Raw genomic sequence first — 26,027 nt, 5'->3', positions numbered from 1 at the left:
CCTCGGGAGCGTATGCATGTCCGACCACATCTCCGGCCCGCGCGCGCTGGCCGAGCCCATCGCCGACATCACCGACGTGTACGCCTTCCCGAGCCCGCAGCGGCCCGGACGGCTGGTGCTCGTCATGAACACGCTGCCGTTCGCCCAGCCCGACGATCGGTTCTCGGACGGACTCATCTACCGGTTCCGCCTGCGGCAGCTCGCCGCACGCGACGGCGCCGGCCCGAGACTGTTCGACATCTCCGAGCGCGAGGTCACCGTCGACGTCGTCTTCGACGAGCCGGACGCGGACGATCCGCACGCGCAGGACGGGGTGGTCCGCACCTCCGAGGGCGTCAGCCAGTCGTTCCGCGCCGGCGAGCGGAGCGGCGGCTCCACCGACCCGCTGCGCGTCTTCGCCGGAGTGCGCTGGGATCCGTTCTTCATGGACGCCCCGGCCGCGTTGAAGACCATCTCCACCGGAGAGCTCAGCTTCGCGGAGTCCGGCACCATCTTCCTGGACGGCAAGAACGTGCTCAGCATCGTGGTCGAGCTCGACGTGGCGACCCTCCTGGGCGCGGATGCCGCCCTGGTGGGGGTGATCGCGGAGACCCTCACCCGCGGCAGGCTGAACGTCCGCATCGAACGGGTCGGCCGACCCGAGGTCAAGAACCTCATGCTCGCCCCGAAGCAGTTCGACCAGGTGAACCGCGACCTCGAGATCCGCGACCTCTACAACATGGAGGACGGGTTCCACCTCGCCGAGGGGTACAAGGGCGCCTACCGGGCTCGACTGGACGCCAACCTCGCCTTCTGGGACGGCCTCGACGGCACGGCGGACTGGTCGGTCGACGAGAGCGGAGCGCATGCCCTTCGCGGGGTGATGCTCGACGACTTCCTCGTCGTCGACGTCAGCAAGTCGTATGCGGAGCAGGGCTCGTTCTTCGAGATCGAGCGGGCGCTCATGAACGGGGAGTCGCACCGGACGTGTGGTGGGCGTGCCCTCAACGACGACGTGATGGACACCATCTTCAGCCTGCTCGTCAACGCCGGCCTCGGTCCGGTCATCAGCGACGGCGTCGATGCGGCGAGCAGGCCTGCCTCGACCTCGTTTCCGTACCTGGCCGACCCGAACCCGGAGCCACCCGTGCCGCCGGCCCACATCTAGGTCGAGCCGTGAACTCGCCGACGCCGGCCTCACCCCAGAGCCCCTCCCGGAACACCGAGCCCACCGAGCCCACCGAGACCACCGTGCCCCTCGAGATCGACGACATCCAGGGCGGCGCTCTCTACGAGCGTCCCTCGCCCTACGTCGGCACCTACCTGCTCCTCCAGATCCATGAGCCCGCCGACGGGAGGGAGCTCATCCGGCGGCTGCTCCCACTCCTCGAGCCGGGCCCCGCCTCCACCGAACCGCGGTCCGGCGCCTGGTTGACCGTGGCCTTCACCTACGAAGGTCTCACGGTGCTCGGTGTCCCGCAGGAGTCGCTGGACAGCTTCGCCCCCGAGTTCCGACAAGGCATGGCGGCCCGCGCAGCCGAGCTCGGTGACGTGGGCGCGAGCAGCCCCGAGCACTGGGAGAAGCCGCTGGGCACCCGCGACGTGCACATCGCCCTGGCCGCGCTCGCCCCCGATGCCGCCGACCTCGAGTCGGTGGTCGCCCGGGCCCGCCGCGCGCAGGAGGAGATCCCCGGCGTCGAGGTCATCTGGCGCCAGGACTGCTACCAGCTCCCCACCGGACGCACGTCGTTCGGCTTCAAGGACGGGATCGGGCAGCCAGCGGTGGAAGGGGTGGGAACGCCGACCACGAGACGCGGGGAGCCGCCCATCAAGGCAGGCGAGTTCATCCTCGGCTACCCGGACGAGACCGGCGGCCTGGCCCCCATGCCGACCCCAGAGGTCCTCGGGCGCAACGGCACGTACATCGTCTTCAGGAAGCTGCACACCCGCGTTGCCGCGTACCGCCAGTACCTGCGCGACAAGGCGAGGACGCGTGAGGAGGAGGCCCTGCTGGGGGCCAAGATGGTCGGGCGCTGGCAGAGCGGCGCGCCGCTGGTCCTCTCCCCCGACGAGGACGACCCCGAGCTCGGCAGCGACCCCGGACGCAACAACGACTTCGGCTACACCTCCGACCTGCGCGGCTTCAAGTGCCCCGCCGGAGCCCATGCCCGACGCGCGAACCCGAGGGACTCCCTCGACCACGAGATGAGCGTCGACGTGCGCCTCCACCGCATGATCCGCCGGGGAACGAGCTACGGTCCGATGCTGCCCGAGGGTGTCCTCGAGGACGACGGGGAGGACCGGGGCATCATCTTCGTCTTCGCGGGGGCACACCTCAAGCGCCAGTTCGAGTTCGTGAAGACGCAGTGGCTCAACGACGGGATCTTCATCGGCGCGCCGGCCGAGAAGGACCCCCTCGTCGGGGCGACCGACGGATCCGGCGCCTTCACCATCCCGCAGCACCCCATCCGTCGCAGGTTGCCGGACGTGCCGCCCTTCGTGGTCACCCGGGGTGGCGAGTACTGCTTCGCCCCGGGACTGCGAGCGCTGCGCTGGCTGGCCGAACTCACCTGAAGCCGAGCACCCACCCGAGGAGAGCGCATGTCCGACACGACCGGCACCGACCGCTGGAAGGCCCTTGACTTCGCGCCGCCTCCCCCCGACGAGGACGGGGCCGAGCCCTCCGTGCTGGTCGACTACGAGGCCGGGGACACCATCGCGGTGATCACCCTGAACCGGCCGCTCGCCGACAACGCCATCACGACCGAGATGGGCGCACGCCTGACCGAGGTGCTCGAGACGATCGCCGTCCGGCCCTCCATCCGCGTCGCCATGATCACCGGCGCCGGTGAGCGCGCCTTCTCCGTCGGCAGCGACCTGCGCCAGCGCAAGAGCATGACGAAGGAGCAGTGGCTGCGGCAGCGGCAGGACTTCGACCGCACCCTCTACACGCTCCGACAGGTCCGCAAGCCGATCTTCGCCGTGGTCAACGGGATCGCGTACGGCGGCGGGTCCGAGATCGCCCAGAGCACGGACTTCATCATCGCGTCGGAGAACGCGACCTTCGGGCAGCCCGAGGCCATGATCGGGCTCTCGGCCGGAGGCGGCTCGCCCGCGCTCCTCCCGCGTCTGCTGCCACGGGGGCGGGCGCTGCAGATGCTGATGACCGGAGACCCGATCACCGCGCACGAGGCCCACCGGATCGGGATGGTCAACGAGGTGCACCCGCCGGCGGAGCTCATGGCCGCCGCCCGGACCATCGCGGAGAAGATCGCGAGCAACTCGCCCACCGCCGTCCAGGCGGTCAAGCGTGCTGTTCACCTGGGCGAGGGACAGCCGATCGAGCAGGCCATCGGGATCATGATGGAGGCCCACTGGCGCTCCGCCGTGCACCCCGACCGGGCCGAGGGGATCGGCGCCTTCAACGAGAACCGGGACCCCCACTTCCAGGACTCGGACTACTGACCGAACACACCGTGATCGACACCCCTGATCGACGAGGAGCCCACCATGCTGGCTGAAGACAGTCTCCGACGAGCCCGTTCGGCGCTGACGATGATCCATCACCTGCCGTTCAACGCCGAGGCGCCACCCGAAGGGCTGACCGGCGACACCACCCCGACGGAGCAGCACTACGTGCGCAGCAACTTCGCGCTGCCGGAGCATGACGGCACGCTGGAGATCGGTGGGGCCGTGGGCTCGCCCACGACGCTCACCCTGGACGACCTGCGCGCCATGCCGTCCGTCGAGCGGGCCGTCACGCTCGAGTGTGCGGGAAACGGCAGGCTCGAGACGAGGCCACTACCCGCCGGGGAGCCGTGGGGGGCGTACGCGGTCTCCACCGCCGTGTGGACGGGCACCTGGCTGCGTGACGTGCTCGAGCGGGCGCAGCCCGCCGCTGACGGCGTGGAGGTCCGGTTCGAGGGCGCCGACAGCGGCTCCTACCTCCTCAACCCGGTGCTCGCCCAGACCGTGAAGTCCGACCTGACGTTCGTCCGTTCGCTGACCCTCGAGCACGCTCTCGACCCGGCGGCCGAGATCCTCATCGCCTACGAGATGAACGGACGCCCCCTCGGTCCCGACCATGGGGCGCCCTTCCGGATCGTCGTGCCAGGCTGGTTCGCCGTCGCCTCGGTGAAGTGGCTCAAGCGGATCGACGTCGTGACGGAGCCGTTCGAGGGCGAGTTCCAGACCGGGCACTACGTCTACGAGTGGCCGGACCGTCCCCACGAGCGGGTGACGACGATGCGCGTGCGGGCCCGGATCACCGACCCGGCGCCGGGGGCCGTCCTCACACCGGGCACCCACGTGATCCGCGGGAAGGCCTGGTCGGGCACGGGCCCGGTGACGAACGTCGACCTGAGCTTCACCGGGGAGGGCACCTGGAGCCCGGCCGTGGTCGAGGCTCCCAAGGGGCCTCACCAGTGGCAGAACTGGGCCTACGAGTGGGAGGTCGACCTGCCCGGGCGCTACAGCATCCGCGCCAGGGCGACCGACGCGGCCGGCAACGAGCAGCCGGACGTCCCGCCGTGGAACCGGCTCGGATACGGGAACAACGCCGTCGAGGTGTCGTACGTCGACGTCCGTTGACCTCGGGCGCTCGCGGACCCCGCGTGGGTAAGGGACAGGCTTGCCCCACGCAAGGATCGGCGTCTCCGGGTGGCGCTACCCGTCGTGGCGCGGCGACTTCTACCCGAAGGGCCTCCCCCAGCGGCTCGAGCTGACGTATGCCGCCGAGCGGATGACGTCGATCGAGGTGAACGGCTCCTTCTACTCCCTCCAGCGTCCGAGCTCGTATGCCGCGTGGCGGGCAGCCGTGCCAGCCGACGTCGTGCTCGCCGTCAAGGGTGGACGGTTCATCACCCACCTGAAGTCCCTCCGCGACGTCGAGACCCCGCTCGCGAACTTCTTCGCGAGCGGGGTCCTCGCGCTCGGCGCCCAGCTCGGACCGGTCCTCTGGCAGCTCCCGGAACGTCTGGCCTTCGACCGGGAGCGCCTGGCCCGGTTCTTCGAGCTGCTCCCACGCTCGACGAGCGACGCCGCCCGGCTCGCTGCCGGCCACGACGACAAGCTCGCCGACGACCGGGTGCTGACGACGTGCGACGTCGAGGCACCCGTGCGCCACGCCCTCGAGCCGCGCCACGAGAGCTTCGAGTCCGACGAGGCCCGCGCGCTCTGTGCAGAGCACGGCGTGGCGCTCGTCGTCGCCGACAGTGCCGGCCGCTGGCCGGTGATGCGCGACGCGACGAGCGACTTCCGCTACGTGCGGCTGCACGGCGAGAGCGAGCTCTACGCGAGTGGCTACACCGACGCCTCGCTCGACCGGTGGGCCGGCACGTGCCGGGACTGGCTCGACGAGGGCCACGACGTCCACGTCTACTTCGACAACGACGCGAGGGGTCACGCGCCGCACGACGCCGTGCGCCTCGTCCGGCGGCTCGGGCTGTCCACGGTCGCCTGAACCGGGAGACGCCGCTCGACGCGTCCGCCCGGCACCCGGCCACCCGGCATACGGTGTCGTCACGAGAGTCGTCGGACAACGGGAGACAGCCATGACCGAGCACCACCCGGATGAGGCCGCGTGAACCGCGACGAGCTGCGCGCCGCGCAGGAGCCGCTCAAGGCGCGCTACCGGGACGCCCCGGGCTCGGCGGTGCACGCGGTCTCGGCGAGCGCCGTCTTCGGCCGGCCGGTCACCGTCGAGGTGCGCACCGCCGCCGGGGCGGTCCGCGCCGGACTGCACCCCGCCACGGGCGGCGACGGGTCCGACGCGTGCTCGGGCGACATGCTCATGGAGGCGCTCGTCGCATGCGCCGGGGTGACGCTCCACGCCGTCTCGGTCGCGTTCGGCGTCGACCTGCGCGAGGTGGAGGTGCGGGCGGAGGCGACGTTCGACGCGCGCGGCACCCTCGGTGTCGACCGGACGGCACCCGTCGGCGTCCTCGGCCCGAAGGTCGTCGCCGAGGTCACGACCGACGCCGACGAGACCACGCTGCAGCGGCTCGCCACCGCCACCGAGCGCTACTGCGTCGTCGGCCAGTCGCTGCGGGAGCCGCCGACCATCGAGGTCCGGCGCCGCGCCCCCCGGGACCGATAGGTTCGTGACGTGAGCCGTAGCGTCTACGTCGCCTCGCCGGAGGGCCTGACGGGCAAGTCCGCCGTGGCCCTCGGCCTGCTCGACGCCCTCCTGCGCGAGGTCGGGTCGGTGGGCGTCTACCGTCCGCTGACGACGCTCGGCGGCACCGGGCCTGACGACGAGGTCGACCACATCGTCGAGATGCTCGTGAGCCAGCCCGGCATCGAGCAGACCTACGAGGAGGCCCTCGGCGTCACCTACGCCCAGGCCCATGACGACCCGGACGAGGCGCTGCACGCCATCGTCGAGCGCTTCGGTGGGCTGAGCGCGCGGTTCGAGGTCGTGGTCGTCGTCGGCTCCGACTACACCGATGTGTCGACCGGCACCGAGCTGTCCTTCAACGCCCGGGTGGCCGCCAACCTCGGCTCGGCCGTCGTCCTCGTCGTGCACGGCCGCGACCGCACACCCGACCAGATCCTGGTCGCCGCCGACGGCGCCATCGCCGAGCTGCGCGCCAACCACGCCCAGACCGTCGCCGTCGTCGCCAACCGCGTCGACCCGGCCGACCTCGACGAGGTGCGCGGGGTCCTCGCCACGCTGCCCTTCCCCGTCACGGCCGCCATCCCCGAGAACGCGCTGCTCTCGGCGCCGAGCTTCCGCGCCCTCGCCGACGCGATCGGGGCGCGGCTCGTCCTCGGCAGCGAGTCGTGGATGGACCGCGACAGTCTCGGTCTCGTCGTCGCCGCGATGAGCCTGCCGAACGTGCTGGCCCGGCTCGGCCCCGACGTCACGGTCATCGCGCCGAGCGACCGCACCGACCTCATCCCCGGCCTCATGCTCGCGCACCAGTCCGGGACCTTCCCGACGCTAGCCGGGATCATCCTGACCGGCGGCTACCCGATCCCCGAGACCATCGCGCGCCTGTCGGCCGGCGTGCAGCAGGACCTGCCGATCGCCCTGACCGACGACGGCACCTTCCGCACGGCCGAACGCCTCATGCAGGTGCGCGGACCGATGACGAAGGGCTCGCGCAACAAGATCGAGACGGCGCGCCGCCTCTTCTCCGAGAGCGTCGACCAGGCCGCGCTCCTGACGGCCATCGACGTCTCGGCGTCCGAGGTGCGCACGCCGCTGATGTTCGAGTTCCAGCTCATGGAGCGGGCTCGCTCGGACCGCAAGCACATCGTGCTCCCCGAGAGCCAGGACGACCGGATCCTCGAGGCGGCCGACGTGCTGCTGCGCCGCGGCGTCGCCGACCTGACCCTGCTCGGCGACGAGACGAAGGTGCGCGCGCGGGGTTCGGCCCTGGGCCTCGACCTCGACGCCGCCGTCGTCGTCTCCCCCACCGACCCGGACCTCGTGGAGCGCTTCGCGCAGACGTATGCCGCCGCGCGGGCCCATAAGGGCATGACCGTCGAGCGCGCCCGTGAGGTCGTCACCGACATCTCCTACTTCGGCACGATGATGGTCCACCTCGGTCTCGCCGACGGCATGGTGTCGGGTGCGGTCAACACGACGGCGCACACGATCCGGCCGGCTCTGGAGTTCGTCAAGACGGCCGACGGCGTCAAGACCGTCTCGAGCGTCTTCCTCATGTGCCTCGCCGACCGGGTCCTCGTCTACGGCGACTGCGCGGTCATCCCCGACCCGACCGCCGAACAGCTCGCCGACATCGCCGTCTCGTCGGCGCAGACGGCCCAGCAGTTCGGCATCGAGCCCCGCGTCGCGATGCTCTCCTACTCCACCGGCACGAGCGGGTCGGGCACCGAGGTCGAGAAGGTCCGGGCCGCGACGCAGCTCGTGGCCCAGCGGGCACCGGACCTCGCGCTCGCCGGGCCGATCCAGTACGACGCGGCCATCGACCCCGTCGTCGGTCGGGCCAAGATGCCCGACTCCGACGTCGCCGGGCACGCGACGGTGTTCGTCTTCCCCGACCTCAACACCGGCAACAACACCTACAAGGCGGTGCAGCGCAGCGCCCACGCCATCGCCGTGGGACCGGTGCTCCAAGGGCTGCGCAAGCCGGTCAACGACCTCTCCCGCGGGGCGCTCGTCGACGACATCGTCAACACCGTCGCCATCACCGCCGTGCAGGCACAGGGCACGTCCACCGACGACCAGGGAGCCGGCCAGTGACGGAGTCCACCGACGGCCGCCCCGTCCTCGTCCTCAACGCGGGGTCCTCCTCACTCAAGTACCAGCTCGTCCTCCCCGAGTCGGGCGCGGTGCGGGCAGGCGGGGTCGTCGAGCGCATCGGCGAGTCCGGCAGCGACGTCGCCGACCACTCGGCCGCCCTCTCCGCGATGACCGAGCGGCTGCGCGCCGACGGCGTCGACCTCGACGACGTGCCGCTCCGCGCCGTCGGCCACCGCGTCGTCCACGGCGGCCCTGAATTCTCCGCGCCCGTCGTCATCGACGACGGCGTGCTCGATCGCATTCGCCAGCTGAGCGCCCTTGCGCCACTGCACAACCCGGCGGCCGTCATCGGCATCGAAGCCGCTCGCCGGCACTACGACGTGCCGCACGTCGCGGTCTTCGACACCGCCTTCTTCTCCTCGCTCCCCGCCCCGGCGTCGACGTATGCCGTGCCCCGCGACCTCGCCGCGAAGCACTCCATCCGCCGCTACGGCTTCCACGGCACCTCCCACCAGTTCGTCGCCCAGGCGACCGCCGACCTGCTGGGCTGTCCACTCGGTGACCTGCGCCAGGTGATCCTCCACCTCGGCAACGGGTGCTCGGCCTCCGCGGTCCACGGGGGTCGGGCCGTCGAGACGTCCATGGGCCTGACGCCGCTGCAGGGTCTCGTCATGGGCACCCGCTCGGGTGACGTCGATCCCGGGCTGCACGCATACCTCGCCCGCGAGGCGGGGATGACGCTCGACGAGATCGACACGCTCCTCAACAAGAAGTCCGGGGTGCTCGGGCTCAGCGGTGTCAACGACTTCCGCGAGCTGGTGCAGCGGGTCGACGCCGGTGACGAGGACGCACGCCTCGCCTTCGACGTCTTCGTGCACCGGCTCAAGCACTACGTCGGCGCCTACCTCGCGATCCTCGGCGGCGCCGACGTGCTCGTCTTCACCGCCGGCATCGGACAGCACAGCGCGCCGGTCCGGGCCGCCGTCGCCGAGGGGCTCGCCGAGCTCGGCATCGTCGTCGACTCCGCGCTCAACGAGGAACGCTCGAACGAGGCGCGCGTCATCTCGCCCGACGGGTCGCACGTCGTCGTCGCGGTGGTGCCGACCAACGAGGAGCTCGCCATCGCCCGGCAGACCGCCGACCTCGTCGGCTGACGCGCCGCCCATCGCCGCTGCGCACCGGTTGGAGGTGATGTCGGCACCCATGCGAGTGCCGCGATCACCTCGACGGACGCTGGGCCTCGAGGTACTCGCGCAGAGATGTCGGGCGTCGACCCGTCAGCCGCTCGACGTCGCCGCTCACACCGTCCAGCTCACCCGCGGCGACGGCGGTGTAGGTCGACACCCACGCGTCCACCTGCCAGTCGGGCGCGCCGTAGACCGCGCGGGAGGCGTACGCCTCCTCGACCGTCTCGTCGTGGAAGCGCACCTCGCGGCCGGTGACCTCGCTGATGACCGCCGCCATCTCCGTGAAGGTCAGCGCCTCGGGACCGGTCAGGTCGTAGGTCTCCCCGGCGTGCGACGCCGGGTCCATCAGGACGGCGACCGCGACGCGTGCGATGTCGTCGTGCGCGACGACCGCGGCGCGGCCGTCACCGGCGGGACCTCGGACGATCCCGTCCTCGCCGACCATGTGGTCCATGAACTCGAGGTAGAGGTTGTCGCGCAGGAAGGTCCACGCCATGCCGGACGCGCGCAGGCGCTCCTCGGTGGCGGCGTGGTCGCGCGCGAGCGTGAACGTCGCGTCCGGAGCGGCGCCGAAGAACGACACGTAGACGACGTGGCGCACGCCGGCCGCCGCGGCCGCATCGACGAAGGCACGGTGCTCGTCCAGCCGGTCCTCGCTCTCGGCGGCCGACACCATGAAGAGGGTCTGGGCGCCCTCGAGGGCCGCCCGCGCGGCGTCGACGTCGCGGTAGCTGCACTGAGCCGCAACAGAACCCAGCAGCTCGGGCGCACGCGACACGTCGCGCACGAGCAGCCGCTGGGCGACGCCTCGGTCGGCGAGGTCCCGGGCGACGAGCCCGCCTAGCCACCCGGTCGAGCCGGTGACGGCGAGGACCGGACGGTCGGCAGAGGCGTCAGCATCCATGCCCTCCAGCGTACGCAGCCCGAGCGCCACGGCTGGCCGGATGCGGTCATGTCGCCCAGCGAGGCACGCGGGCCGACCTCGAAGGGGGGCTCGGCACGGCCGAGGGCTACGACTTCGACCAGGAGACCTCCACATCGCGGCCGAGGACGGGGACTGCCTCGCGCTGCTCGGCATCGCACTCTCGTCGACCGGCTCGTTCTACCGCGCCCCGGGGGAGCTCAACACCACGTACGTGACCTTCGGCGACGTCACCGTCACCGATGCCTCCGGTGTGACGACGGTGGTGAGGGCCTTCGCGCACCGTCCTGACGTCGACGCGCAGGGGCGATCCCCCGGAAGCCCGGCGCGGCGGCATACGGTGTGGTCGTGACCGACAACCATGCCGACCCCTCAGGCACGCCCTCCGACGCGACCGTGCCCGTCCACACCCACGACGGCCGCGACACCCTGCAGGCCGAGGCCCGCGAGGCGGCCACGGAGCTGCCGGGCATCGAGGCCGCAGCCGTGCCGCCCGGCATCCGGGTCGCGAGCGACTGGGCGTGGCGCCTGCTGCTCATCGGTGCGGCCGTCTACCTGTTCTCGCTCGCGGTCCGCTCGGTCTCCGAGATCGTCGTGCCCGTCGCCATCGCCATCCTGCTGACCGCGCTGCTCCGCCCCGTCGCGAAATGGCTGAACCACCGGATGAAGCCGGGAGCCGCCGCCGGCATCACCCTGCTCGGCACGATCCTGCTCATCGGCGCACTCTTCACGCTCGTCGGGACCCAGTTCAGCGCCGGCCTGTCCGACCTGACGAGCCAGGTCGCCACCGGCCTCGAGCGCATCCGTGACTGGGTGCGCACGACGTTCAACATCACGGACGCCCAGTTCGACGAGTACTTCAACACGATCCGCGACAAGGTCAGCGAGTCCGGCAACCTCGGCGACACGGCGACGTCGGTCGGCCTGACCGCGACGCACTTCATCGCGGGCCTCTTCATCGCGCTCTTCTCACTCTTCTTCTTCCTCTACGAGGGGCCGCGCATCTGGAGCTGGGTCGTGCGGCTCTTCCCGCGCGCCACCCGACCGCGCGTCAACTCCTCGGGCCACATCGCCTGGCACCAGCTGTCGGCGTTCGTGCGAGCGACGATGATCGTGGCCTTCGTCGACGCGGTCGGCATCTCGGTCGGCGCCGCCATCCTCAAGGTCCCCTTCGCCTTCGCGATCGGCATCCTCGTCTTCATCCTCGCGTTCATCCCGATCGTCGGTGCTCTGCTCTCGGGCGCCGTCGCCGTGCTGCTCGCGCTCGTCGCGCACGGCCCCGGCGTCGCGCTCATCATGCTCGCCGTCGTCATCGGCGTGCAGCAGCTCGAGTCGCACGTGCTCCAGCCGTTCCTGCTCGGCAAGGCCGTCAGCGTCCACCCGCTCGCCGTGATCCTCGCGATCGCCACCGGGTCGATCATCGCCGGCATCGTCGGCGCCCTCGTCGCCGTTCCCTTCGCCGCCGTGCTCAACGCCGTGGGCAAGCACCTCTTCAGCGACGAGACGGAGACCGAGCTCGATCGGGAGATGACCGCCTCTGCCGACGAGGGAAGCGCACCGGCCAACGCCTGACGCAGGCCGTATGCCGTCCGGCCGGCTCGGCGGACGTCCGTGACCGGTGGGACCACTCGAGCCTCGAGTGGCCCACTTCCACAGGCGCACCACACGCCCCCGGCCGCTGCACCCCTCCACCCGCCGGGCGGCAGTCGCCGGAGGTGCGCCGTGGCGCGGTTTCGTGGCGGTCAGATACCGTCTTCCGCCAGACGTGCGCCATGGCACGATTTCGTGGCGCTCGGGGACCGCATTGCCACCAGATGGTGCGCCATGGCTCGATCGCCGTTGGCGGGGGACACGTTCGAGCCAGGAGTCGGTGGAGCGGGTGGTCCTAGTGGGAGACGGCGCGACGGGCGAAGAGGGCTCGGTCGTCGAGCTCCTCGGCCTCCTCGGCGAACTCCGGGGTGTCGAAGACGTCGGCCGGGATGCCGGACTCGGTGTAGCGCGGCTCAGCCTTCGCCTTGAGCGAGTAGGTCGGGCGCGGCACGGGGACCGGGCTCCAGCTGCCCTCCGCGGGGTGCTCGACGGCGGCGACGGGCACCTCACCGGTGATCGGTGCCTGGACGTCGAAGACGCCCGGCTCGACCTGAGCGGCGTGCTGCGCGACGACCGTCTGCGACTCGCGGGAGACCGCCACGCCCTCCGACGGCGCGAAGGTGGCTGCGCTGCGGATGACCTGGGTGTCCTCGCTCGAGAGCACGGGCAGGTGGTGCGCGCTGTCGCCCGAGCCGTAGGACTCGTCGTGGCGACGACCGCGCCGCCGACCGCGGACGCGGCCCTCGGCGACGGAGCCGGTGCGCAGGCGATCGGCCTGGGCCTCGGCCCGCAGCCAGACGAGCACGGCGAAGACGGTGAGCACGGCGAACGGGATCGAGATCCACATGAGCACGTCGGTGACCGTGAGCACGACGGAGACCGGCAGCCAGGCGACCGCGACGAGGAGCAGCGCCGCTCGGAGGCGGCGCTGCGCCAGCGGCACCCGGGCGGGCGCCGGACCCGTTGGACGCGCGTGGCGTCGCTCGGCTCCGTGGCTCGACGGGCGCGCTGACTCGGGCATGCGGTCCACCTCGGCGGGGTAGGGGGCGATGTCGTGGTCGGTGTGGCTCGGTTCGGACGGGACGCCCGCGGCGGCGAGCGATGTCGCGAGGACCCGCTCGTCGGCGCGGCGGGCGACGAGGGGAGAGTGGCGACGCGACGTGCCGGCCGGGACGGCCCGCTTCACGTCGACGGTCGGCCGGCCGGTACTGGCGGGCTTGACGGCATACGAGTGCGGTCGGGGCGTGCTCAGCGCGGGGGTCGGCAGGGCGGGTCGCTTCTCGAGGACCCGCATGGCCTCGGAGAAGCCGTCGACCGACCGGGACGCGGCCGCGTCCTCACGGCGGCGGGCCCAGTGCTGCACGAGATAGGCAGCCCAGATCGCCACGATGACGACGAAGATGAGGCTGCTGACGGGCACGTGACCCACGGTAGGACGCGGTTCGGTAACGACCTCGCACATTCGAGGCGTGTCGCGCAAGAGGCTGGTGTTACACCTGTGACAGGCGAGCCGTGAGGGTCGAGCCGCCGAGGTCCTCGGTCGTGACGGCGAAGGACCGGTGGTCGCGCCAGGCTCCGTCGATGTGGAGGAAGCGCTCGCGCACGCCCTCGTCGCGCAGGCCGAGGCGCTCGACGACCCGGAGCGAGGGCAGGTTGTCGAGCCGGATGTTGACCTCCACGCGGTGCAGTCCAGCCGCTCCGAGGGCGTGGTCGACGGCCAGCGCGAGGGCGCGAGTGGCGATGCCGCGACCCGTGACCGACTCGTCGAGCCAGTAGCCGGCCGCACCCGACTGCTGGGCCGCGCGGACGATCCCGAAGAGGTGGACCTGACCGACGATGCGGCCGCCGACCTCGATGCACCACGGCATGGCCCGGTCGGCGCGCGCCTCCGTGTCGAGGTCACGCACGAACTGACGGAACGAGACGGGTGCCCGGGCGGGCGAGCCCGGCGGCAGGGTCGGCTCCCACGGCTGGACGTAGGCCGCGTTGTCCCGTCGCACCCGCTGCCAGTCGCGCTCGTCGTCGAGACGCAGGGGCCGCAGCACGATGGGCGGCTCGGACGAGGAGTCGCGCAGGACGACGGGCCAGCGGGCCTGGCCGTCGCGGTGCGGGCGCCACGGCATCCTCATGCGAGCCGCCCGCTCGGCCTCGGCTCAGGTCGGATCACCAGGTGGCACAGTCGAACTCGTGCCCACACGTCAGTGGTCACTGCCGGGGACCTGGTCGAGGGCATGACCCAGGACCGGCTCGAGCACGTCGAGCGCGTCGGTCACGCCGCCGCGCGAGCCCGGGAGGTTGGCGACGAGGGTGCGCCCCGCGAGGCCGACGAGACCACGCGAGAGCATGGCCGTGGGCACGCCCTTGGCGACGCCGGCCGCGCGGATCGCCTCGGCGACCCCCGGCACGATCCGGTCGAGCAACGGCGCGGTCTGCTCGGGCGTCACGTCGGTCGGGGTGAGGCCGGTGCCACCGGTCGTGAGCACGAGCTCCGGCTCGCTGGCGAGGACCTCTCGCAGGGCCAGCCCGAACTCGTCGCCGTCGGGCACGACGACCGGGGCGCCCACCTCGAACCCCCAGGCCCGGAGCCGTTCGACGATGACCGGTCCGGACCGGTCGGCGTAGACGCCGGCGGCCGCTCGCGTCGAGGCCGTGACGACGACGGCGCGACGCCCCGCGCCCGGGCCGTCACTCATGCCAGTCCCCCGAGCGTCCGCCGGACTTGGCCGTGACGCGCACGTCGGTGATGCGGCCGTGCTTGTCGACGGCCTTGACCATGTCGATGAGCGCGAGCGCGGCGACCGACACCGCGGTCAGCGCCTCCATCTCGATGCCGGTGCGGTCGGCCGTGCGCACCGTCGCCGTGATGTCGGCGCCGTCGTCGGCGACCGTCACGTCGACCTCGACGCCGTGGACGGCGATGGGGTGCGCGAGCGGGATGAGGTCGGGGGTGCGCTTGACCGCCTGGATGCCGGCGATCCGGGCGACCGCCAGGGCGTCGCCCTTGGGGACGCGCCCCGCGCGCAGCGCGGCGACGGCGTCGGCACTGAGCAGGACCCGTCCGGCGGCGCTCGCCTCGCGGGCGGTCACGGCCTTGGCCGACACGTCGACCATGTGCGCGCTCCCGTCGGCACGCACGTGCGTCAGGGCCGGCACCTCCGGAGCGCCGGGCCCGGTCGGCTGGTCGCTCATCACGCCTCCTTGTCGAGGACGAGGACGTCGACGACCTCGCCGGCGACGAGCTCGGTGACGTCCTCGGGCACGACGAACAGGGAGTTGGCCCGGGACAGGTCGGCGACGAAGTGCGACCCCTGCCCGGCGACCGGGACGGCCACCAGGGTGCCCTCGGCGGAGCGGGACACGACGGCGCGGCCGAACTGGCGGCGTCCGCCGAAGGACTCGACGCCGGAGATGAGCGTCGCGGGCCGCAGCCGGCGCTTCTCCGGCGTGAGTCGCATGAGCCGCCGCAGCGCGGGACGCACGAAGACCTCGAACGACACGAACGACGACACGGGGTTGCCGGGCAGGGCGAAGAGCGGCACCCGCTTGCCGTTCGGTCCGGTGAGCAGGCCGTACCCCTGGGGCTTGCCGGGCTGCATCGCGACCTTGACGAAGTCGATGCCCTCACCGCGCAGGGCGCTCTTGACGACGTCGTAGGCCCCCATCGAGACACCGCCGCTCGTGATGACGACGTCGGCGTCGGCGACGACCTCGTCGAGGACGGCGAGCAGCTCCTCGTCGGAGTCGCCGACGGCGTCCCGGATCTCGGCCGAGGCCCCGGCGCCGACGGCGGCAGCCCAGAGCATCGACGAGTTCGAGTCGTGGATCTGCCCGGGCTGCAAGGGCTTTCCGGGCTCGACGAGCTCGGCACCGGTCGACAGCACGACGACGTGCGGCCGTCGGTGCACCTCGACGTCGGCGTGGCCGCAGGCCGCGAGCAGCGCGATCGTCCGGGCGCCGACGACCTCGCCCGCCGCGACGATGACCTGACCCGACCGCACGTCCTCACCCTGCGGACGGATGTAGCGGCCCGCGGAGACCGAGGTGCGGCACTCCACCTCGCCCGTCGCGGCCGCGTCGGTGTCCTCGACGGCGATGACGGCGTCGGCGCCCTCGGGGACCGGGGCGCCGGTCATGATCCGCGCCGCCTCCCCCACGCCGACCGAGAAGGTCGGGTTGGCTCCGGCGGCGACCTCGCCGACGATGCGCAGCCGCACCGGGGCGTCACCGGCGCCCGCGAGCGACTCGGCGCGGACGGCATACCCGTCCATCGAGGAGTTGTCGAAGTGCGGGAGGTTGACCTTGGCGCGGACGTCGCGGGCCACGACGAGGCCGAGCGCCTCGGTGAGCGGCGTCCACTCGGTCGGCGACGGCTCCAGGGTCGAGAGGATCGCCTTGAGGTGCTCGTCGACGGTGCGCACGTCGCCCGGCGTCGTGACGGGCGCCGCCTGCGGCGTCGGCAGCTCGCCGAGCACGGCGTCGTCGAGGACCCGGCGGTAGCCGTCGATGAGCACGTCGCCGACGCAGCGCACGTTGCGGCCGAAGACGGGGTCGCCGATGACGCGCAGGCTCGTGCAGTCGCGCATCGAGGGCACCCCCTTGGGGAAGCGCTGCTCGAAGCCGGACACGAAGCGGTAGGCCGAGTCGAGGTCGACGTAGGGCTCGGGCGCGTCGACGGTCGCGACGACGTGGTAGCCCTCGTCGAGGGTGAAGAAGTCGGACCGGATGACGAGCAGGTCGTTCGTCGTCTTGACGGGCCGGAAGCGGGTGCGCGGCACGAGGATCGCCTCGGAGCCCTCGAACACCTCGATCGCCGTGCCCATCGCCGACTCCATCTGGATGACCTCGGGCGAGCCGGGGTCGGCGGGGTCGACGTTCTTGTGGTTGACGATGATCGGCAGGCCGAGGACGCCTTGCTTGGCCGTCATCCGCTCGCGCAGCACCTCGAGGTTGATCCACACGTTGTTGGCGTTGAAGGTGCTGTGGCGCTTGATGTCGCGGAAGTAGCGCTCCTCCCCCTCGGCCACCATCGCCGTGTCGCGCAGCACGATCCGGCCGTCGGACTTGCGGACCGCGAGGTGGCCGCCCTTGCGGTCGCTCTTCGTGCGCTTGCACACCTCGGCGACGTAGGGCAGCCCGTGCTCGACCATCCAGGCCGCGACGTCGGGGTCGCACGTCGCGCCGAGGTTGTCGGAGTTGGACAGGAACGCGTAGCGGATCCCCTTCTCCAGGAGGGAGTCGAGCACGCCGGACGTCACGAGCGAGACGTAGATGTCGCCGTGGCCGGGTGGGCACCACTCGAGCTCGGGGTCGTCGGGCCACTGCACCGGCATGAGGTCGTCGGGCCGCAGCTTCGGCTCGGCGTTCTGGATGAAGTCGAGGGGCAGCCCCTCGACCGGGAGGTCGGGGTACTTCGCGAGGATCTTGAGCGACTCCTCCGACGTGCGGAAGGAGTTCATCAGCACGAGCGGGAGCTCGACGCCCCAGCGCTCGCGCAGGGCCAGCACCTGCAGGGCGATGATGTCGAGGAAGGTCAGGCCGTCCTTGACCTCGAGCGCCGACTTGGCGCCGGTCATGCCCATCCCGGTGCCGAGGCCACCGTTGAGCTTGATGACCGCGGTCCGCGACAGCGCCTCACGCGCCTCCTCGTCGGAGACCTGCACCTCGCGGAGGGTCTGCACCTCGCCGAGCGGCTCGATCGACTCCTCGGGGATCGTGCCCAGCGCCCCCGCCTGCAGCTGCTCGTAGTAGTGCTCGAACACCCTGATCGCCTCAGGACCGAGGCCCCGTTCGCGCATCAGTGCGACGGACGCGTGGAGCCCCTGGTCACTCATGGGCATCACCTTACGATGAGCCTCATGTGCGTCACCCGAGTGCGCGGAATGTGCTCCCCGTGAGCGGCCTGGACAAGCGTGACCTGCGTCACGCCGCGCGGGCCCGACGGCGCGAGATCGCGTCGCACCTCGACCCGGCCGCGCGCGAGGCGGCGGCAGCGGCGATCGCCGATGCCGTGCTGCGCCTCGTGCCCGACCGGTCCCGCGTGGCGGTCTACGAGTCGCTCCCCGACGAGCCGCCCACGGGACGCCTCGTCGAGGCGCTCCTCGCCGCCGGTCACGAGGTCGTCGTGCCCGTGGTGCTCGACGACTTCTCGCTCGAGTGGAGGTATGCCGTCCCCGGCACCTCGGGCGACCGGGACACCGTGCGCCGCCCCAGCCACGGCGGCCACGCGGCCGACGCCGGCGAGCGCGAGGACTGGCTCGGGACCGACGCCCTCGCCACGTGCGACCTCGTCGTCACGCCCGGGCTCTCCGTCGACGCCCACGGCACCCGGCTCGGCCAGGGCGGCGGCTGCTACGACCGCGCGCTGCTCCACCGCGACCCGGCCACGCCCGTCGTCACCCTGCTCCACGAGGGCGAGCAGAGCGACACCGACCTGCCCGCCGACGCGCACGACCAGCCGGTCGACGGCTACGTCACGACCACCGGGCGCGTGGTGCGGCTGCGCTGACGCCCGCCCACCGCAGCCCACCTGGACGCCCGCCGCGCCCGCCCGTGGGGCCCGGCACACGGCATACGCCATCGGTCGCCTCGGCGCGCCGGGACCGGGCGGGCGCTAGGGGGTGGAGGCCTGCGACGGCGGCACGAGGGTGAGCTCGTCGTCGGTCGCGTCGCGCACCGCCGCCGGGCTGAACGGCCAGGCGAAGGTCTCGTTGGCCGCCCAGGCGTCGATCTGGTCGGCGTAGTGGTCGTCGTAGGCGTGCCCCGACTGGCCGGTCGAGTTGACCCAGCGGGACGCGTCGAAGTTGCCGAGGTCGACGACCATCCGCATCGACGGCCCGCTCGTGACGTCGTAGCCGGGCTTCGAGGCGTTCCACGCGTTGGCGTTGACGATGGAGTTGCCGCCCCCGAGCTCGATGTCGTCGCGGTCGAAGAGGTTCTGGACGAGCTCGGGCACGCCGTCGGCGCCCATGACCTGGTGCGTCAGGTCGAGCGAGTGCAGGCGTCCCCAGCGCCAGGTCGCCGGCACCTTGCCCAGCTCACGGGCGAGGTCGAGGCGGGCCTCGACGAGCGCCCGCTTGAGGATCTCGCCGGAGCCCTCGGTGACACCGGGCGTCGTCTTGTCGTCCCACCAGTCGTTCTTCGGGTCCTTGAGCAGCTGCTCCATGACGACCATCCACCGGCTGCCGCCGTCGGGGGCGATGTCGGGCGGGAGCTCGTCGAAGGTGTACTCGAGCAGGTGCTTCCACACGGCGTTGTAGTACGCCGCCGACGCCGCGTCGCGCGTCTTGTCGTTGGGCTGGCTGCCGTCCCAGTCGCGCAGCAGGCGCTGCGCCTGGGCGGTGAAGTCGTCGACCTGCACCGCGAGCAGGCGCTCGACGAGTCCCGGGGCGTACGTGTTGCGGATGTCGCCCTGGATCTGCGACATCGCCTCGGGCGAGACCTTGGGCGTCGCCGCGAGCAGCGTGCGGATGCGCTGGGCCCGGAAGCCGTAGTCCCACTCGGAGGTGAGGAAGGGCGTCGGGCTCGCGGTGACGGCCTGGTTGGCCGTGACGAGGAAGCCCTCGGCGGGGTCGAAGGTGTTGGGCAGGTCGTCGAAGGGGACGTAGCCCTTCCAGTCCCACTGCGAGTCCCAGCCGGGCGACGGCCAGAAGCCGGGGGGCGCGCCGGGCGTCGCCGAGCGTCGCACCGGGACCTTGCCGGGGGCCTGGTAGCCGATGTGGCCGGCGGTGTCGGCGTAGACGAGGTTCTGCGACGGCACCGAGAAGAGGGCCGCGGCCTTGCGGAAGTCGGACCAGTTCGTGGCCCGGTTGAGGGCGAAGATCGCGTCGGCCGTCGTGCCCGGGGTCAGCGCCGTCCACGCGAGCGACACGGCATACCGGTTGGACTGCGGGGCGCCCCGCACGACACTGCGGTCACCCGCCGCGTCGACGGCCGGGACGACGTCGGACAGGATCGGGCCGTGCACGGTCGAGCGCACGGTGAGCGGGACGTCGGCGCCACCCGCCACCTTGATCGTCTCCTCGCGCTTGACGATCCGGACGTTGAGGCCGTCACGCAGGTAGGAGTCGCCCGAGACCTGCTCGAGGTAGAAGTCGGTGACGTCGGCGCCGAGGTTCGTCATGCCCCACGCGATCTTGTCGTTGTGGCCGATGACGACGCCGGGCAGGCCCGAGAACGCGAAGCCCGAGACCTGGAAGGGGCAGGCGGCGCTCAACGTGCGGCACTGGAGGTTGACCTGGCCCCAGATGCCCGGGATCGACAGGGCGAGGTGCGGGTCGTTGGCGAGCAGCGGCTTGCCCGTCGTCGTGCGCGCGCCCGAGACGACCCACGAGTTGGAGCCGATGCCGTCGCCGCGGCCGAGGCTCGAGGGGACGGCGTTGACCGACGCCAGGGCCGAGTCGATCGCGGCGTTGCCGTCCTGCGAGCGCATCGCCTTGAGGGCCGACGGCTCGGGGCTTGCCGCCTGGTCGCTCGCGGTCGCCGGCTGCCAGTCCTGCTCCGAGAGGATCGGCAGGTTGCGGTCGACGGGATAGGGCGGGTAGAGCAGGTTGATCTGCTTGAGCGAGCGCGTCGTGCGCGAGAGGCGCGCGCGGGCGAGCTCGTCGTTGTAGTCGCCGCGCAGGTCCCACGCCATCGCCTTGAGCCACGAGAGCGAGTCGACCGGCGTCCACGGCTCGACGCGGTAGCCCGGGTTGCGGCGGGCGAGCACGGTGTACTCGAGCGACATCTTCTCGGGCGTCTCGGCCTTCTTGATGTACGCGTTGACGCCGTCGGCGTACGCCTGGAGGTACTGCCGGGTCTCGGGCGCGAGCTTGGGCAGCTCCTGCTCGGCGACACGGCGCCACCCCATCGTGCGGATGACCTTGTCCTTGTCGATGCCGGCGCTGCCGACGAGCTCGGAGAGCCGGCCGGCCGTGACGTGGCGACGCAGGTCCATCTCGAAGAAGCGGTCCTGGGCGCTGACGAAACCCTGCGCCCGGAAGAGGTCGTTGGCGTTGTCGGCGTAGATCGTCGGGACGCCCTGGGCGTCGCGGTGCACCGACACCGAGCTCGTCAGGCCCTCGATCTCGAGCTGGCCCGAGGTCTCGGGGAACGACTGCCGCACCACCCCGATCGCCAGGATCCCGACCCCGACCACCGCCATGACGACGAGGACGGCGACGAGCAGGACGATCCGACGGGCGCGCTTCAACCGTGACACGCGACGAGCCTAGGCCACCGCGGACAGCGCGGCTCGCAGCCCGTCGGGCGCTGCGCCACATCGTTGCCGAACCGACGACAAACCCGGCCGACGCGGGCGCGACGCCTCGCGGACCGCCCCGCGGCGGCGGGCACCGGGATGGTTGGATTGCCCCACACCTGAGGAGCTGCCGTTGACCGCACTCGCGAGCATCACGTCGTCGACCATGGACCTCGACGACCTGACGCGCGTGCTCCTGATCGGCTCGCTCGTGCTCCTCGTGGCCGTCGCGGCCGTTCGCCTGTCGGTCCGCTCGGGCCTGCCGTCGCTCCTGATCTACCTCGGCATCGGGCTGGCCCTCGGCAACGCCGGCGCCGGCATCGAGTTCGACGATGCCTCGATCACCCGCGTCCTGGGCTACGCGGCGCTCGTGCTCATCCTGGCCGAGGGCGGCCTGACGACGTCGTGGTCCAACATCAAGGACTCGGTGGCCCCGGCCGCCGTGCTCTCGACCGTCGGGGTCGTCGTGTCGGTCCTCGTCGTCGCGGTGGCCGCGCACGCCTTCCTGCCCCTGTCGTGGACGATCTCCCTCCTCATCGGCGCCATCGTCAGCTCGACCGACGCCGCCGCCGTCTTCGCGGTGCTGCGCAACGTGCCGCTGCCCAAACGGCTCTCCGGGATGCTCGAGGCGGAGTCGGGCTTCAACGACGCGCCCGTCGTCATCCTCGTCGTCGCCTTCGCTACGCAGGGGATGCCGGGCGGCACGGCCGACCCGTGGTGGGTGCTGCTCCTGCACGCCGCGCTGGAGCTCGCCGGGGGCGCGCTCGTCGGGGTCGCCGTGGGCTGGCTCGGCGGGCAGGTGCTGCACCGCGTGGCGGGCGCGTCGTCCGCCCTCTTCTCCATCGGCGTCGTCGCCCTCACCGTGCTCGCGTACGCCGTCGGCGCGGCCCTGCACGTCTCCGGCTTCCTCGCCACCTACCTCTCGGCCCTCGTGCTCGGCAACATGGGCCTGCCCAACCGGGTGGCGTTCCAGAGCTTCGCCAACGCGCTCGGCTGGATCGCGCAGATCGGGCTGTTCGTGCTGCTCGGCCTGCTCGCCGACCCGACGCGCCTCGACGAGCAGCTCGTCCCGGCCATCACCATCGGCCTCGTCCTGCTCCTCGTCGCCCGCCCCTTGTCGGTGGTGGCGTCGGTGTCGTGGTTCAGGGTGCCGTGGCGCGACCAGGCCTTCCTGTCGTGGGCGGGGCTGCGCGGCGCCGTGCCCGTCGTCCTCGCCACGGTGCCGCTCGTCGTCGGGACGCCCGACACGGAGTGGATCTTCGACCTCGTCTTCATGCTCGTCGTCATCTTCACGATCGTGCAGGCGCCGACGCTGCCGTGGGTGGCCAAACGGCTGGGACTCACCGAGCACGTGCACTCCGTCGACGTCGACCTCGAGTCGACCTCCCTCATGGAGATCAGCGCCGACGTCATCCAGGTGACCGTGGGCGAGGAGTCGCGGCTGCACGGGGTCGCCGTGTTCGAGCTCCGCCTGCCCAAGGGCGCCAACGTGACGCTGGTCGTGCGCGGCGGCGAGGGGTTCGTGCCCGAACGGCACACGACGATCCGCCACGGCGACCGGCTGCTCGTCGTCACGACGTCCAAGGTCAAGCAGCGCACCGAGCGTCGCATCCGCGAGATCAGCCGGGGCGGGCGCCTCGCCGGCTGGCCGTAGACTGACCCTCGGCTCTCTTCCACCCCCGACGTCCGAGGTTCACCTGTGCCCACCTACTCCTACGCGTGCCAAGAGTGCGGCCACGCCTTCGACATCCGCCAGTCGTTCACCGACGACTCCCTGACGGTGTGCCCGGAGTGCGGCGAGCCCCGGCTGCGCAAGGTGATCCACCCGGTCGGCATCGCGTTCAAGGGCTCGGGCTTCTACAAGACCGACTCGCGCGCCGCCTCGAAGAGCACCTCGACGCCGGCCACCGGTGACGGCTCGGGTGACACGAAGAAGGGGAAGAAGGACGGCGCGGCGTCGTCCTCGTCCGACTCGTCGAGCGGCTCGAGCACCTCCACCACGTCGTCGACGCCTGCGTCCACCTCGTCCGGGTCGTCGGGGTCGTCGGGGTCGTCGTCGTCCGGCTCGTCGTCCACAACCACCTGAGCTCGGGGGACGTTGTCCCCACCCGAGGGCGTATGCCGTCCGGTCGGCCCGGTGCCCGCCCTAGGCTCCTCGCATGACGACTGAGCAGACGACCGTGTCCGACCCCGCCGTCCAGAGCGTGCCCGCCCCGGGTCCGCGCGCCGAGATCGGCGTCATCGGCGGGTCCGGCCTCTACGAGTTCCTCGACGACTACGACACCCTCGACGTCGAGACGCCGTTCGGGCGTCCCAGCGACCCTCTCGTCATCGGCGAGGTGGAGGGGCGCAGCGTCGCCTTCGTCGCGCGCCACGGCAAGGGCCACCGCTTCGCCCCGCACCGTGTCAACTACCGCGCCAACCTCTGGGCGCTGCGGGCCGTCGGCGTGCGGCAGATCCTCTCCCCCTGCGCGGTCGGGTCGCTCAGGCCCGAGCACGGCCCGGGCACGATCGTCGTGCCCGACCAGGTCGTCGACCGCACGTGGGGCCGCGCGCACACCATCTACGAGACCGAGGGGCCGGTCGTGCACGTCGGCTTCGCCGACCCCTACTGCCCCAACGGACGCCAGGTCGCCGTCGACGCGGCCCGGCTCTCCGAGCTGCAGGTCGTCACGGACGGCACCCTCGTCGTCGTCAACGGGCCCCGGTTCTCCTCCCGCGCCGAGTCCCTCATGCACCAGCAGGCCGGGTTCGGCATCGTCGGCATGACGACGATGCCCGAGGCGGCCCTGGCCCGCGAGCTCGCCATGTGCTTCACGACGATCGCCATGGTCACCGACCACGACGCGGGCATCGAGGGTGGCGATGCCGTCACCCACGAGGAGGTGCTCCGGGTCTTCGCGACCAACGTCGAGCACCTGACGTCCATCCTGCGCGATGCCATCGGCCAGATGCCGGCCCACGAGCCCGACGAGACGGCGACCTGCCCGTGCCGGCGCAGCCTCGACGGTCTCGAGCTGCCCTTCCCGCTCCCCTGATGCCGGCCGGCACCCGCTGGGGCTCGCGGTGGCGTCGTGGTCGCGGCCACGCGGCGTGGCCCGACGGTCCGCGGCGACGACGGGCCCGGCGAGCGCGCTGGCGGCGGTGGGCTGCGGCGGGGCTCGCCGCTCTGGCCGTGCTCGTCACGGTCGGCACGCTGCGCCCGGCCCCCGCGGGAGGAGCCGGTGTTCCGACCGTCGTGATGGTCCGGGACGTCGCTGCCGGCGAGCCCATCGGTGCCGATGACGTCACGGTCTCGGTGCGACCCGACGGGCAGCGACCGGTGTCGGCGCTGACGACGCTCGACGCCGTGCTGGGCCGCTCCGCCGCCGCTCCGCTGACCACGCGCGAGGTGGTGACCCCCGAGCGCCTGGTCGGTGGCGACCTGCTCGCGGGCCAGCCCGACGACCGGGTGGCCCTCGGTGTCCCCGTCCTCGACGCCGCCTCGGTCGGGGTGCGAGCCGGCGACCACGTCGACCTCTACGCCACCGGCTCCGGCACGCGGGCCGCTGCCGACGTCGTGGTCCTCGCCGTCCACGACGCCGAGGAGTCGACGGGTCTCGGCACCGGGGCGCCGGCACGCGTGACCCTGGCCCTCGACCCGGCGCAGGCCGCCGACGTGGCACGAGGCCTCAGCGCTCTCGAGGCCGGCCAGAGTCTGGTCGTCGCCATCAGGCACGGGTCGGGGCCTGCACAGTAGGCTCGGAATGCCCGGAGTGCGCGCCTCATGCGCCACTCCCGTCGCAGCGTCGCACACGGGCCCGCACCCTCAGCAGGACCAGGCAGGACGCACGGGGACGTCGCAAGTCCGACCCCGAGGCATCGAGCACCCCGTCCGGGGACACAGAAAGGGACGCTTCATGATCAAGGGTTTCAAGGATTTCCTGATGCGAGGCAACGTCGCCGACCTCGCCGTCGCGGTGGTCATCGGCACCGCGTTCGCCAAGGTCGTCGACGCGTTCGTCAAGGTCATCATGGACGTCCTCGGCAAGCTCGGTGGCACGCCGAACTTCTCGGACTACAAGCCCGGTGGGGTCGCATTCGGTGCGTTCCTCACCGCGTTGATCAGCTTCGTCATCGTGGCTGCCGCGGTCTACTTCATCGTCGTCGTGCCGATGAACCACCTCGCCGAGCGGCGCAAGGCGGGCGTCGAGCCCGAGCCGGAGGCACCGTCGGAGGAGATCATCCTCCTGACCGAGATCCGCGACAGCCTCCGCGCTCGCTGAGTCGGACCACGCAGCAGGACGTCGAGGGGCGGGAGCCGTTGGCTCCCGCCCCTCCGTCAGTCCCACCCGCCATCCCTCTCGAGTTGGCGCAGGGTCACCACCGTCACCCCTGACGGGCCCCCGAGTGCGATGTCGGGTCAGACGGTGTCGGCGGTGTCGGCGGTGTCGGTCGTGACGGTGGGGGTCGCGGTGCCGTAGGCCTGCGGGCGCTCGTAGTCACCGAGGACCTCGGCGAGGGCGAGAGGACGGGCGGCCTCGGCGTGGCGACCGGCCCGCTGGAGCGTGCGCCCCAGCAGCAGGTGCGCGTAGGAGTCGGTCGGCGACTCCTCGATGACCTGGGTCAGGGTCGACTCGGCCCGGCCGAGCTGGGCGGACTGGAAGTAGGCCCGGGCCAACATGAGGCGCAGGTCGGTGACGGAGTGCAGCACGGCCTCGTCGGTCGCCCCGGCCGTCCGCGACGACTCGATCTCGTCGACGAGCTCGGCCAGTGCAGTCGCGGCGGCCACGTGGTCACCCCGCTCGAAGAGTCCCTGGGCCCAGGAGAGGCGCAGCGAGAACGGTGTCGTCGTGTTCATGAGCCCCACAACGCGGCGCAGGGTCGCGGCATTCCGCCGGCGACCTCGTCCCGGCCGTC

23 protein-coding genes and 1 pseudogene are annotated in these 26,027 nt (G+C 72.0%); 15 read left to right on the top strand and 9 right to left on the bottom strand.

Features of this window, described 5'->3' with window-relative positions; translation table 11 throughout:
- The first annotated feature begins 16 nt into the window (after positions 1-16).
- The 8 genes from ASD90_RS20185 to ASD90_RS20150 all read left to right on the top strand — a co-directional run bounded on the left by ASD90_RS20185 (position 17) and on the right by ASD90_RS20150 (position 9,345).
- On the top strand, positions 17-1,147 hold the full coding sequence (locus tag ASD90_RS20185; RefSeq protein ID WP_056760397.1) for a DUF4331 family protein: 1,131 nt from the start codon (positions 17-19) through the stop codon (positions 1,145-1,147).
- 8 nt (positions 1,148-1,155) lie between these two features.
- Positions 1,156-2,553 (top strand): Dyp-type peroxidase, encoded by a 1,398-nt coding sequence (locus ASD90_RS20180; RefSeq protein ID WP_200958666.1) that lies wholly within the window; start codon positions 1,156-1,158, stop codon positions 2,551-2,553.
- Positions 2,554-2,580: 27 nt separating this feature from the next.
- Entirely contained in the window at positions 2,581-3,444 is an 864-nt protein-coding gene (locus ASD90_RS20175) for an enoyl-CoA hydratase/isomerase family protein (RefSeq protein WP_056760394.1), read from the top strand.
- Positions 3,445-3,489: 45 nt separating this feature from the next.
- The gene (locus ASD90_RS20170; RefSeq protein WP_082588910.1) at positions 3,490-4,569 is read left to right on the top strand and encodes a sulfite oxidase; all 1,080 of its coding nucleotides are present in this window, start codon (positions 3,490-3,492) and stop codon (positions 4,567-4,569) included.
- A 40-nt stretch (positions 4,570-4,609) separates the two neighbouring features.
- The gene (locus ASD90_RS20165) at positions 4,610-5,440 is read left to right on the top strand and encodes a DUF72 domain-containing protein (protein ID WP_056760387.1); all 831 of its coding nucleotides are present in this window, start codon (positions 4,610-4,612) and stop codon (positions 5,438-5,440) included.
- Positions 5,441-5,560: 120 nt separating this feature from the next.
- Complete coding sequence (locus ASD90_RS20160; protein WP_056760384.1) at positions 5,561-6,076, top strand: OsmC family protein; 516 nt, start codon at positions 5,561-5,563, stop codon at positions 6,074-6,076.
- 9 nt (positions 6,077-6,085) lie between these two features.
- Positions 6,086-8,191, top strand: a complete 2,106-nt coding sequence (gene pta, locus ASD90_RS20155; protein WP_056760381.1) for a phosphate acetyltransferase — start codon at positions 6,086-6,088, stop codon at positions 8,189-8,191.
- A complete protein-coding gene (locus tag ASD90_RS20150) occupies positions 8,188-9,345 on the top strand; it encodes an acetate/propionate family kinase (protein ID WP_056760379.1) in 1,158 nt (385 codons plus the stop codon). The genes pta and ASD90_RS20150 overlap by 4 nt, the downstream gene beginning before the upstream one ends.
- Positions 9,346-9,409: 64 nt before the next feature.
- On the opposite strand, the gene ASD90_RS20145 is transcribed toward ASD90_RS20150, so the two are convergent.
- Positions 9,410-10,282 carry an SDR family oxidoreductase gene (locus tag ASD90_RS20145; RefSeq protein WP_056760376.1) on the bottom strand — a complete coding sequence of 291 codons (873 nt, stop codon included), beginning with the start codon at positions 10,280-10,282 and terminating at the stop codon, positions 9,410-9,412.
- A gap of 366 nt (positions 10,283-10,648) precedes the next feature.
- Between ASD90_RS20145 and ASD90_RS20140 the strand changes: the two genes are divergently transcribed.
- Positions 10,649-11,872 carry an AI-2E family transporter gene (locus ASD90_RS20140; RefSeq protein WP_235506828.1) on the top strand — a complete coding sequence of 408 codons (1,224 nt, stop codon included), beginning with the start codon at positions 10,649-10,651 and terminating at the stop codon, positions 11,870-11,872.
- A 313-nt stretch (positions 11,873-12,185) separates the two neighbouring features.
- Here ASD90_RS20140 and ASD90_RS20135 read toward each other — a convergent pair whose 3' ends face one another.
- The 5 genes from ASD90_RS20135 to glp all read right to left on the bottom strand — a co-directional run bounded on the left by ASD90_RS20135 (position 12,186) and on the right by glp (position 17,721).
- A complete protein-coding gene (locus ASD90_RS20135) occupies positions 12,186-13,310 on the bottom strand; it encodes a hypothetical protein (RefSeq protein ID WP_056760371.1) in 1,125 nt (374 codons plus the stop codon).
- A 70-nt stretch (positions 13,311-13,380) separates the two neighbouring features.
- Complete coding sequence (locus tag ASD90_RS20130; protein ID WP_056760368.1) at positions 13,381-14,013, bottom strand: GNAT family N-acetyltransferase; 633 nt, start codon at positions 14,011-14,013, stop codon at positions 13,381-13,383.
- A 75-nt stretch (positions 14,014-14,088) separates the two neighbouring features.
- The gene (locus ASD90_RS20125) at positions 14,089-14,583 is read right to left on the bottom strand and encodes a molybdenum cofactor biosynthesis protein B (protein WP_056760365.1); all 495 of its coding nucleotides are present in this window, start codon (positions 14,581-14,583) and stop codon (positions 14,089-14,091) included.
- Complete coding sequence (gene moaC, locus ASD90_RS20120; protein WP_056760363.1) at positions 14,576-15,079, bottom strand: cyclic pyranopterin monophosphate synthase MoaC; 504 nt, start codon at positions 15,077-15,079, stop codon at positions 14,576-14,578. The genes ASD90_RS20125 and moaC overlap by 8 nt, the downstream gene beginning before the upstream one ends.
- Positions 15,079-17,721: a gephyrin-like molybdotransferase Glp gene (gene glp / locus ASD90_RS20115; RefSeq protein WP_056760360.1), complete on the bottom strand. Its 2,643-nt coding sequence runs from the start codon at positions 17,719-17,721 to the stop codon at positions 15,079-15,081. Before glp ends, moaC begins: the two co-directional genes overlap by 1 nt.
- 59 nt (positions 17,722-17,780) lie before the next feature.
- Between glp and ASD90_RS20110 the strand changes: the two genes are divergently transcribed.
- Entirely contained in the window at positions 17,781-18,395 is a 615-nt protein-coding gene (locus ASD90_RS20110) for a 5-formyltetrahydrofolate cyclo-ligase (protein ID WP_056761112.1), read from the top strand.
- Positions 18,396-18,500: 105 nt separating this feature from the next.
- Here the strand turns inward: ASD90_RS20110 and ASD90_RS20105 are convergent, their stop codons facing one another.
- Positions 18,501-21,032 carry a penicillin acylase family protein gene (locus ASD90_RS20105; protein WP_056761109.1) on the bottom strand — a complete coding sequence of 844 codons (2,532 nt, stop codon included), beginning with the start codon at positions 21,030-21,032 and terminating at the stop codon, positions 18,501-18,503.
- A gap of 229 nt (positions 21,033-21,261) precedes the next feature.
- Between ASD90_RS20105 and ASD90_RS20100 the strand changes: the two genes are divergently transcribed.
- Positions 21,262-22,782, top strand: coding sequence for a potassium/proton antiporter (locus ASD90_RS20100; protein ID WP_082588906.1), 1,521 nt, complete (start codon positions 21,262-21,264; stop codon positions 22,780-22,782).
- A 45-nt stretch (positions 22,783-22,827) separates the two neighbouring features.
- Positions 22,828-22,923, top strand: a pseudogene (locus ASD90_RS24780) (FmdB family zinc ribbon protein); the annotation flags it as partial.
- Between the two features lie 62 nt (positions 22,924-22,985).
- Here ASD90_RS24780 and ASD90_RS24775 read toward each other — a convergent pair.
- Positions 22,986-23,204 (bottom strand): hypothetical protein, encoded by a 219-nt coding sequence (locus tag ASD90_RS24775; protein ID WP_056760357.1) that lies wholly within the window; start codon positions 23,202-23,204, stop codon positions 22,986-22,988.
- 83 nt (positions 23,205-23,287) lie between these two features.
- On the opposite strand from ASD90_RS24775, the gene ASD90_RS20090 reads away from it, so the two are divergent.
- From ASD90_RS20090 to mscL, 3 genes are all read left to right on the top strand, one after another.
- Positions 23,288-24,166 (top strand): S-methyl-5'-thioadenosine phosphorylase, encoded by an 879-nt coding sequence (locus tag ASD90_RS20090; RefSeq protein WP_200958665.1) that lies wholly within the window; start codon positions 23,288-23,290, stop codon positions 24,164-24,166.
- Positions 24,166-24,867 carry an SAF domain-containing protein gene (locus ASD90_RS20085; protein WP_056760354.1) on the top strand — a complete coding sequence of 234 codons (702 nt, stop codon included), beginning with the start codon at positions 24,166-24,168 and terminating at the stop codon, positions 24,865-24,867. Before ASD90_RS20090 ends, ASD90_RS20085 begins: the two co-directional genes overlap by 1 nt.
- A 160-nt stretch (positions 24,868-25,027) precedes the next feature.
- Entirely contained in the window at positions 25,028-25,393 is a 366-nt protein-coding gene (gene mscL, locus ASD90_RS20080; RefSeq protein WP_056760352.1) for a large conductance mechanosensitive channel protein MscL, read from the top strand.
- A 137-nt stretch (positions 25,394-25,530) separates the two neighbouring features.
- On the opposite strand, the gene ASD90_RS20075 is transcribed toward mscL, so the two are convergent.
- The gene (locus ASD90_RS20075) at positions 25,531-25,968 is read right to left on the bottom strand and encodes a tetratricopeptide repeat protein (RefSeq protein ID WP_056761101.1); all 438 of its coding nucleotides are present in this window, start codon (positions 25,966-25,968) and stop codon (positions 25,531-25,533) included.
- Positions 25,969-26,027: the final 59 nt, after the last annotated feature.

This window comes from Terrabacter sp. Root181 (assembly GCF_001428505.1).
Lineage (GTDB): Bacteria > Actinomycetota > Actinomycetes > Actinomycetales > Dermatophilaceae > Terrabacter.
The sequence above is the reverse complement of the archived record's forward strand: the minus strand, read 5'-3'. Positions and strand labels throughout refer to the sequence as shown.

What these genes read in the sequence shown, in the direction of transcription:
- ASD90_RS20175 (WP_056760394.1), top strand. Translation starts at nt 2,581, where the DNA reads ATGTCCGACACGACCGGCACCGACCGCTGGAAGGCCCTTGACTTCGCG.
- ASD90_RS20170 (WP_082588910.1), top strand. Translation starts at nt 3,490, where the DNA reads ATGCTGGCTGAAGACAGTCTCCGACGAGCCCGTTCGGCGCTGACGATG.
- mscL (WP_056760352.1), top strand. Translation starts at nt 25,028, where the DNA reads ATGATCAAGGGTTTCAAGGATTTCCTGATGCGAGGCAACGTCGCCGAC.
- ASD90_RS20090 (WP_200958665.1), top strand. Translation starts at nt 23,288, where the DNA reads ATGACGACTGAGCAGACGACCGTGTCCGACCCCGCCGTCCAGAGCGTG.
- ASD90_RS20185 (WP_056760397.1), top strand. Translation starts at nt 17, where the DNA reads ATGTCCGACCACATCTCCGGCCCGCGCGCGCTGGCCGAGCCCATCGCC.
- ASD90_RS20105 (WP_056761109.1), bottom strand. Translation starts at nt 21,032, where the DNA reads ATGGCGGTGGTCGGGGTCGGGATCCTGGCGATCGGGGTGGTGCGGCAG.
- ASD90_RS20125 (WP_056760365.1), bottom strand. Translation starts at nt 14,583, where the DNA reads ATGAGTGACGGCCCGGGCGCGGGGCGTCGCGCCGTCGTCGTCACGGCC.
- ASD90_RS20085 (WP_056760354.1), top strand. Translation starts at nt 24,166, where the DNA reads ATGCCGGCCGGCACCCGCTGGGGCTCGCGGTGGCGTCGTGGTCGCGGC.
- moaC (WP_056760363.1), bottom strand. Translation starts at nt 15,079, where the DNA reads ATGAGCGACCAGCCGACCGGGCCCGGCGCTCCGGAGGTGCCGGCCCTG.
- ASD90_RS20130 (WP_056760368.1), bottom strand. Translation starts at nt 14,013, where the DNA reads ATGCCGTGGCGCCCGCACCGCGACGGCCAGGCCCGCTGGCCCGTCGTC.
- ASD90_RS20075 (WP_056761101.1), bottom strand. Translation starts at nt 25,968, where the DNA reads ATGAACACGACGACACCGTTCTCGCTGCGCCTCTCCTGGGCCCAGGGA.
- ASD90_RS20145 (WP_056760376.1), bottom strand. Translation starts at nt 10,282, where the DNA reads ATGGATGCTGACGCCTCTGCCGACCGTCCGGTCCTCGCCGTCACCGGC.
- glp (WP_056760360.1), bottom strand. Translation starts at nt 17,721, where the DNA reads ATGAGTGACCAGGGGCTCCACGCGTCCGTCGCACTGATGCGCGAACGG.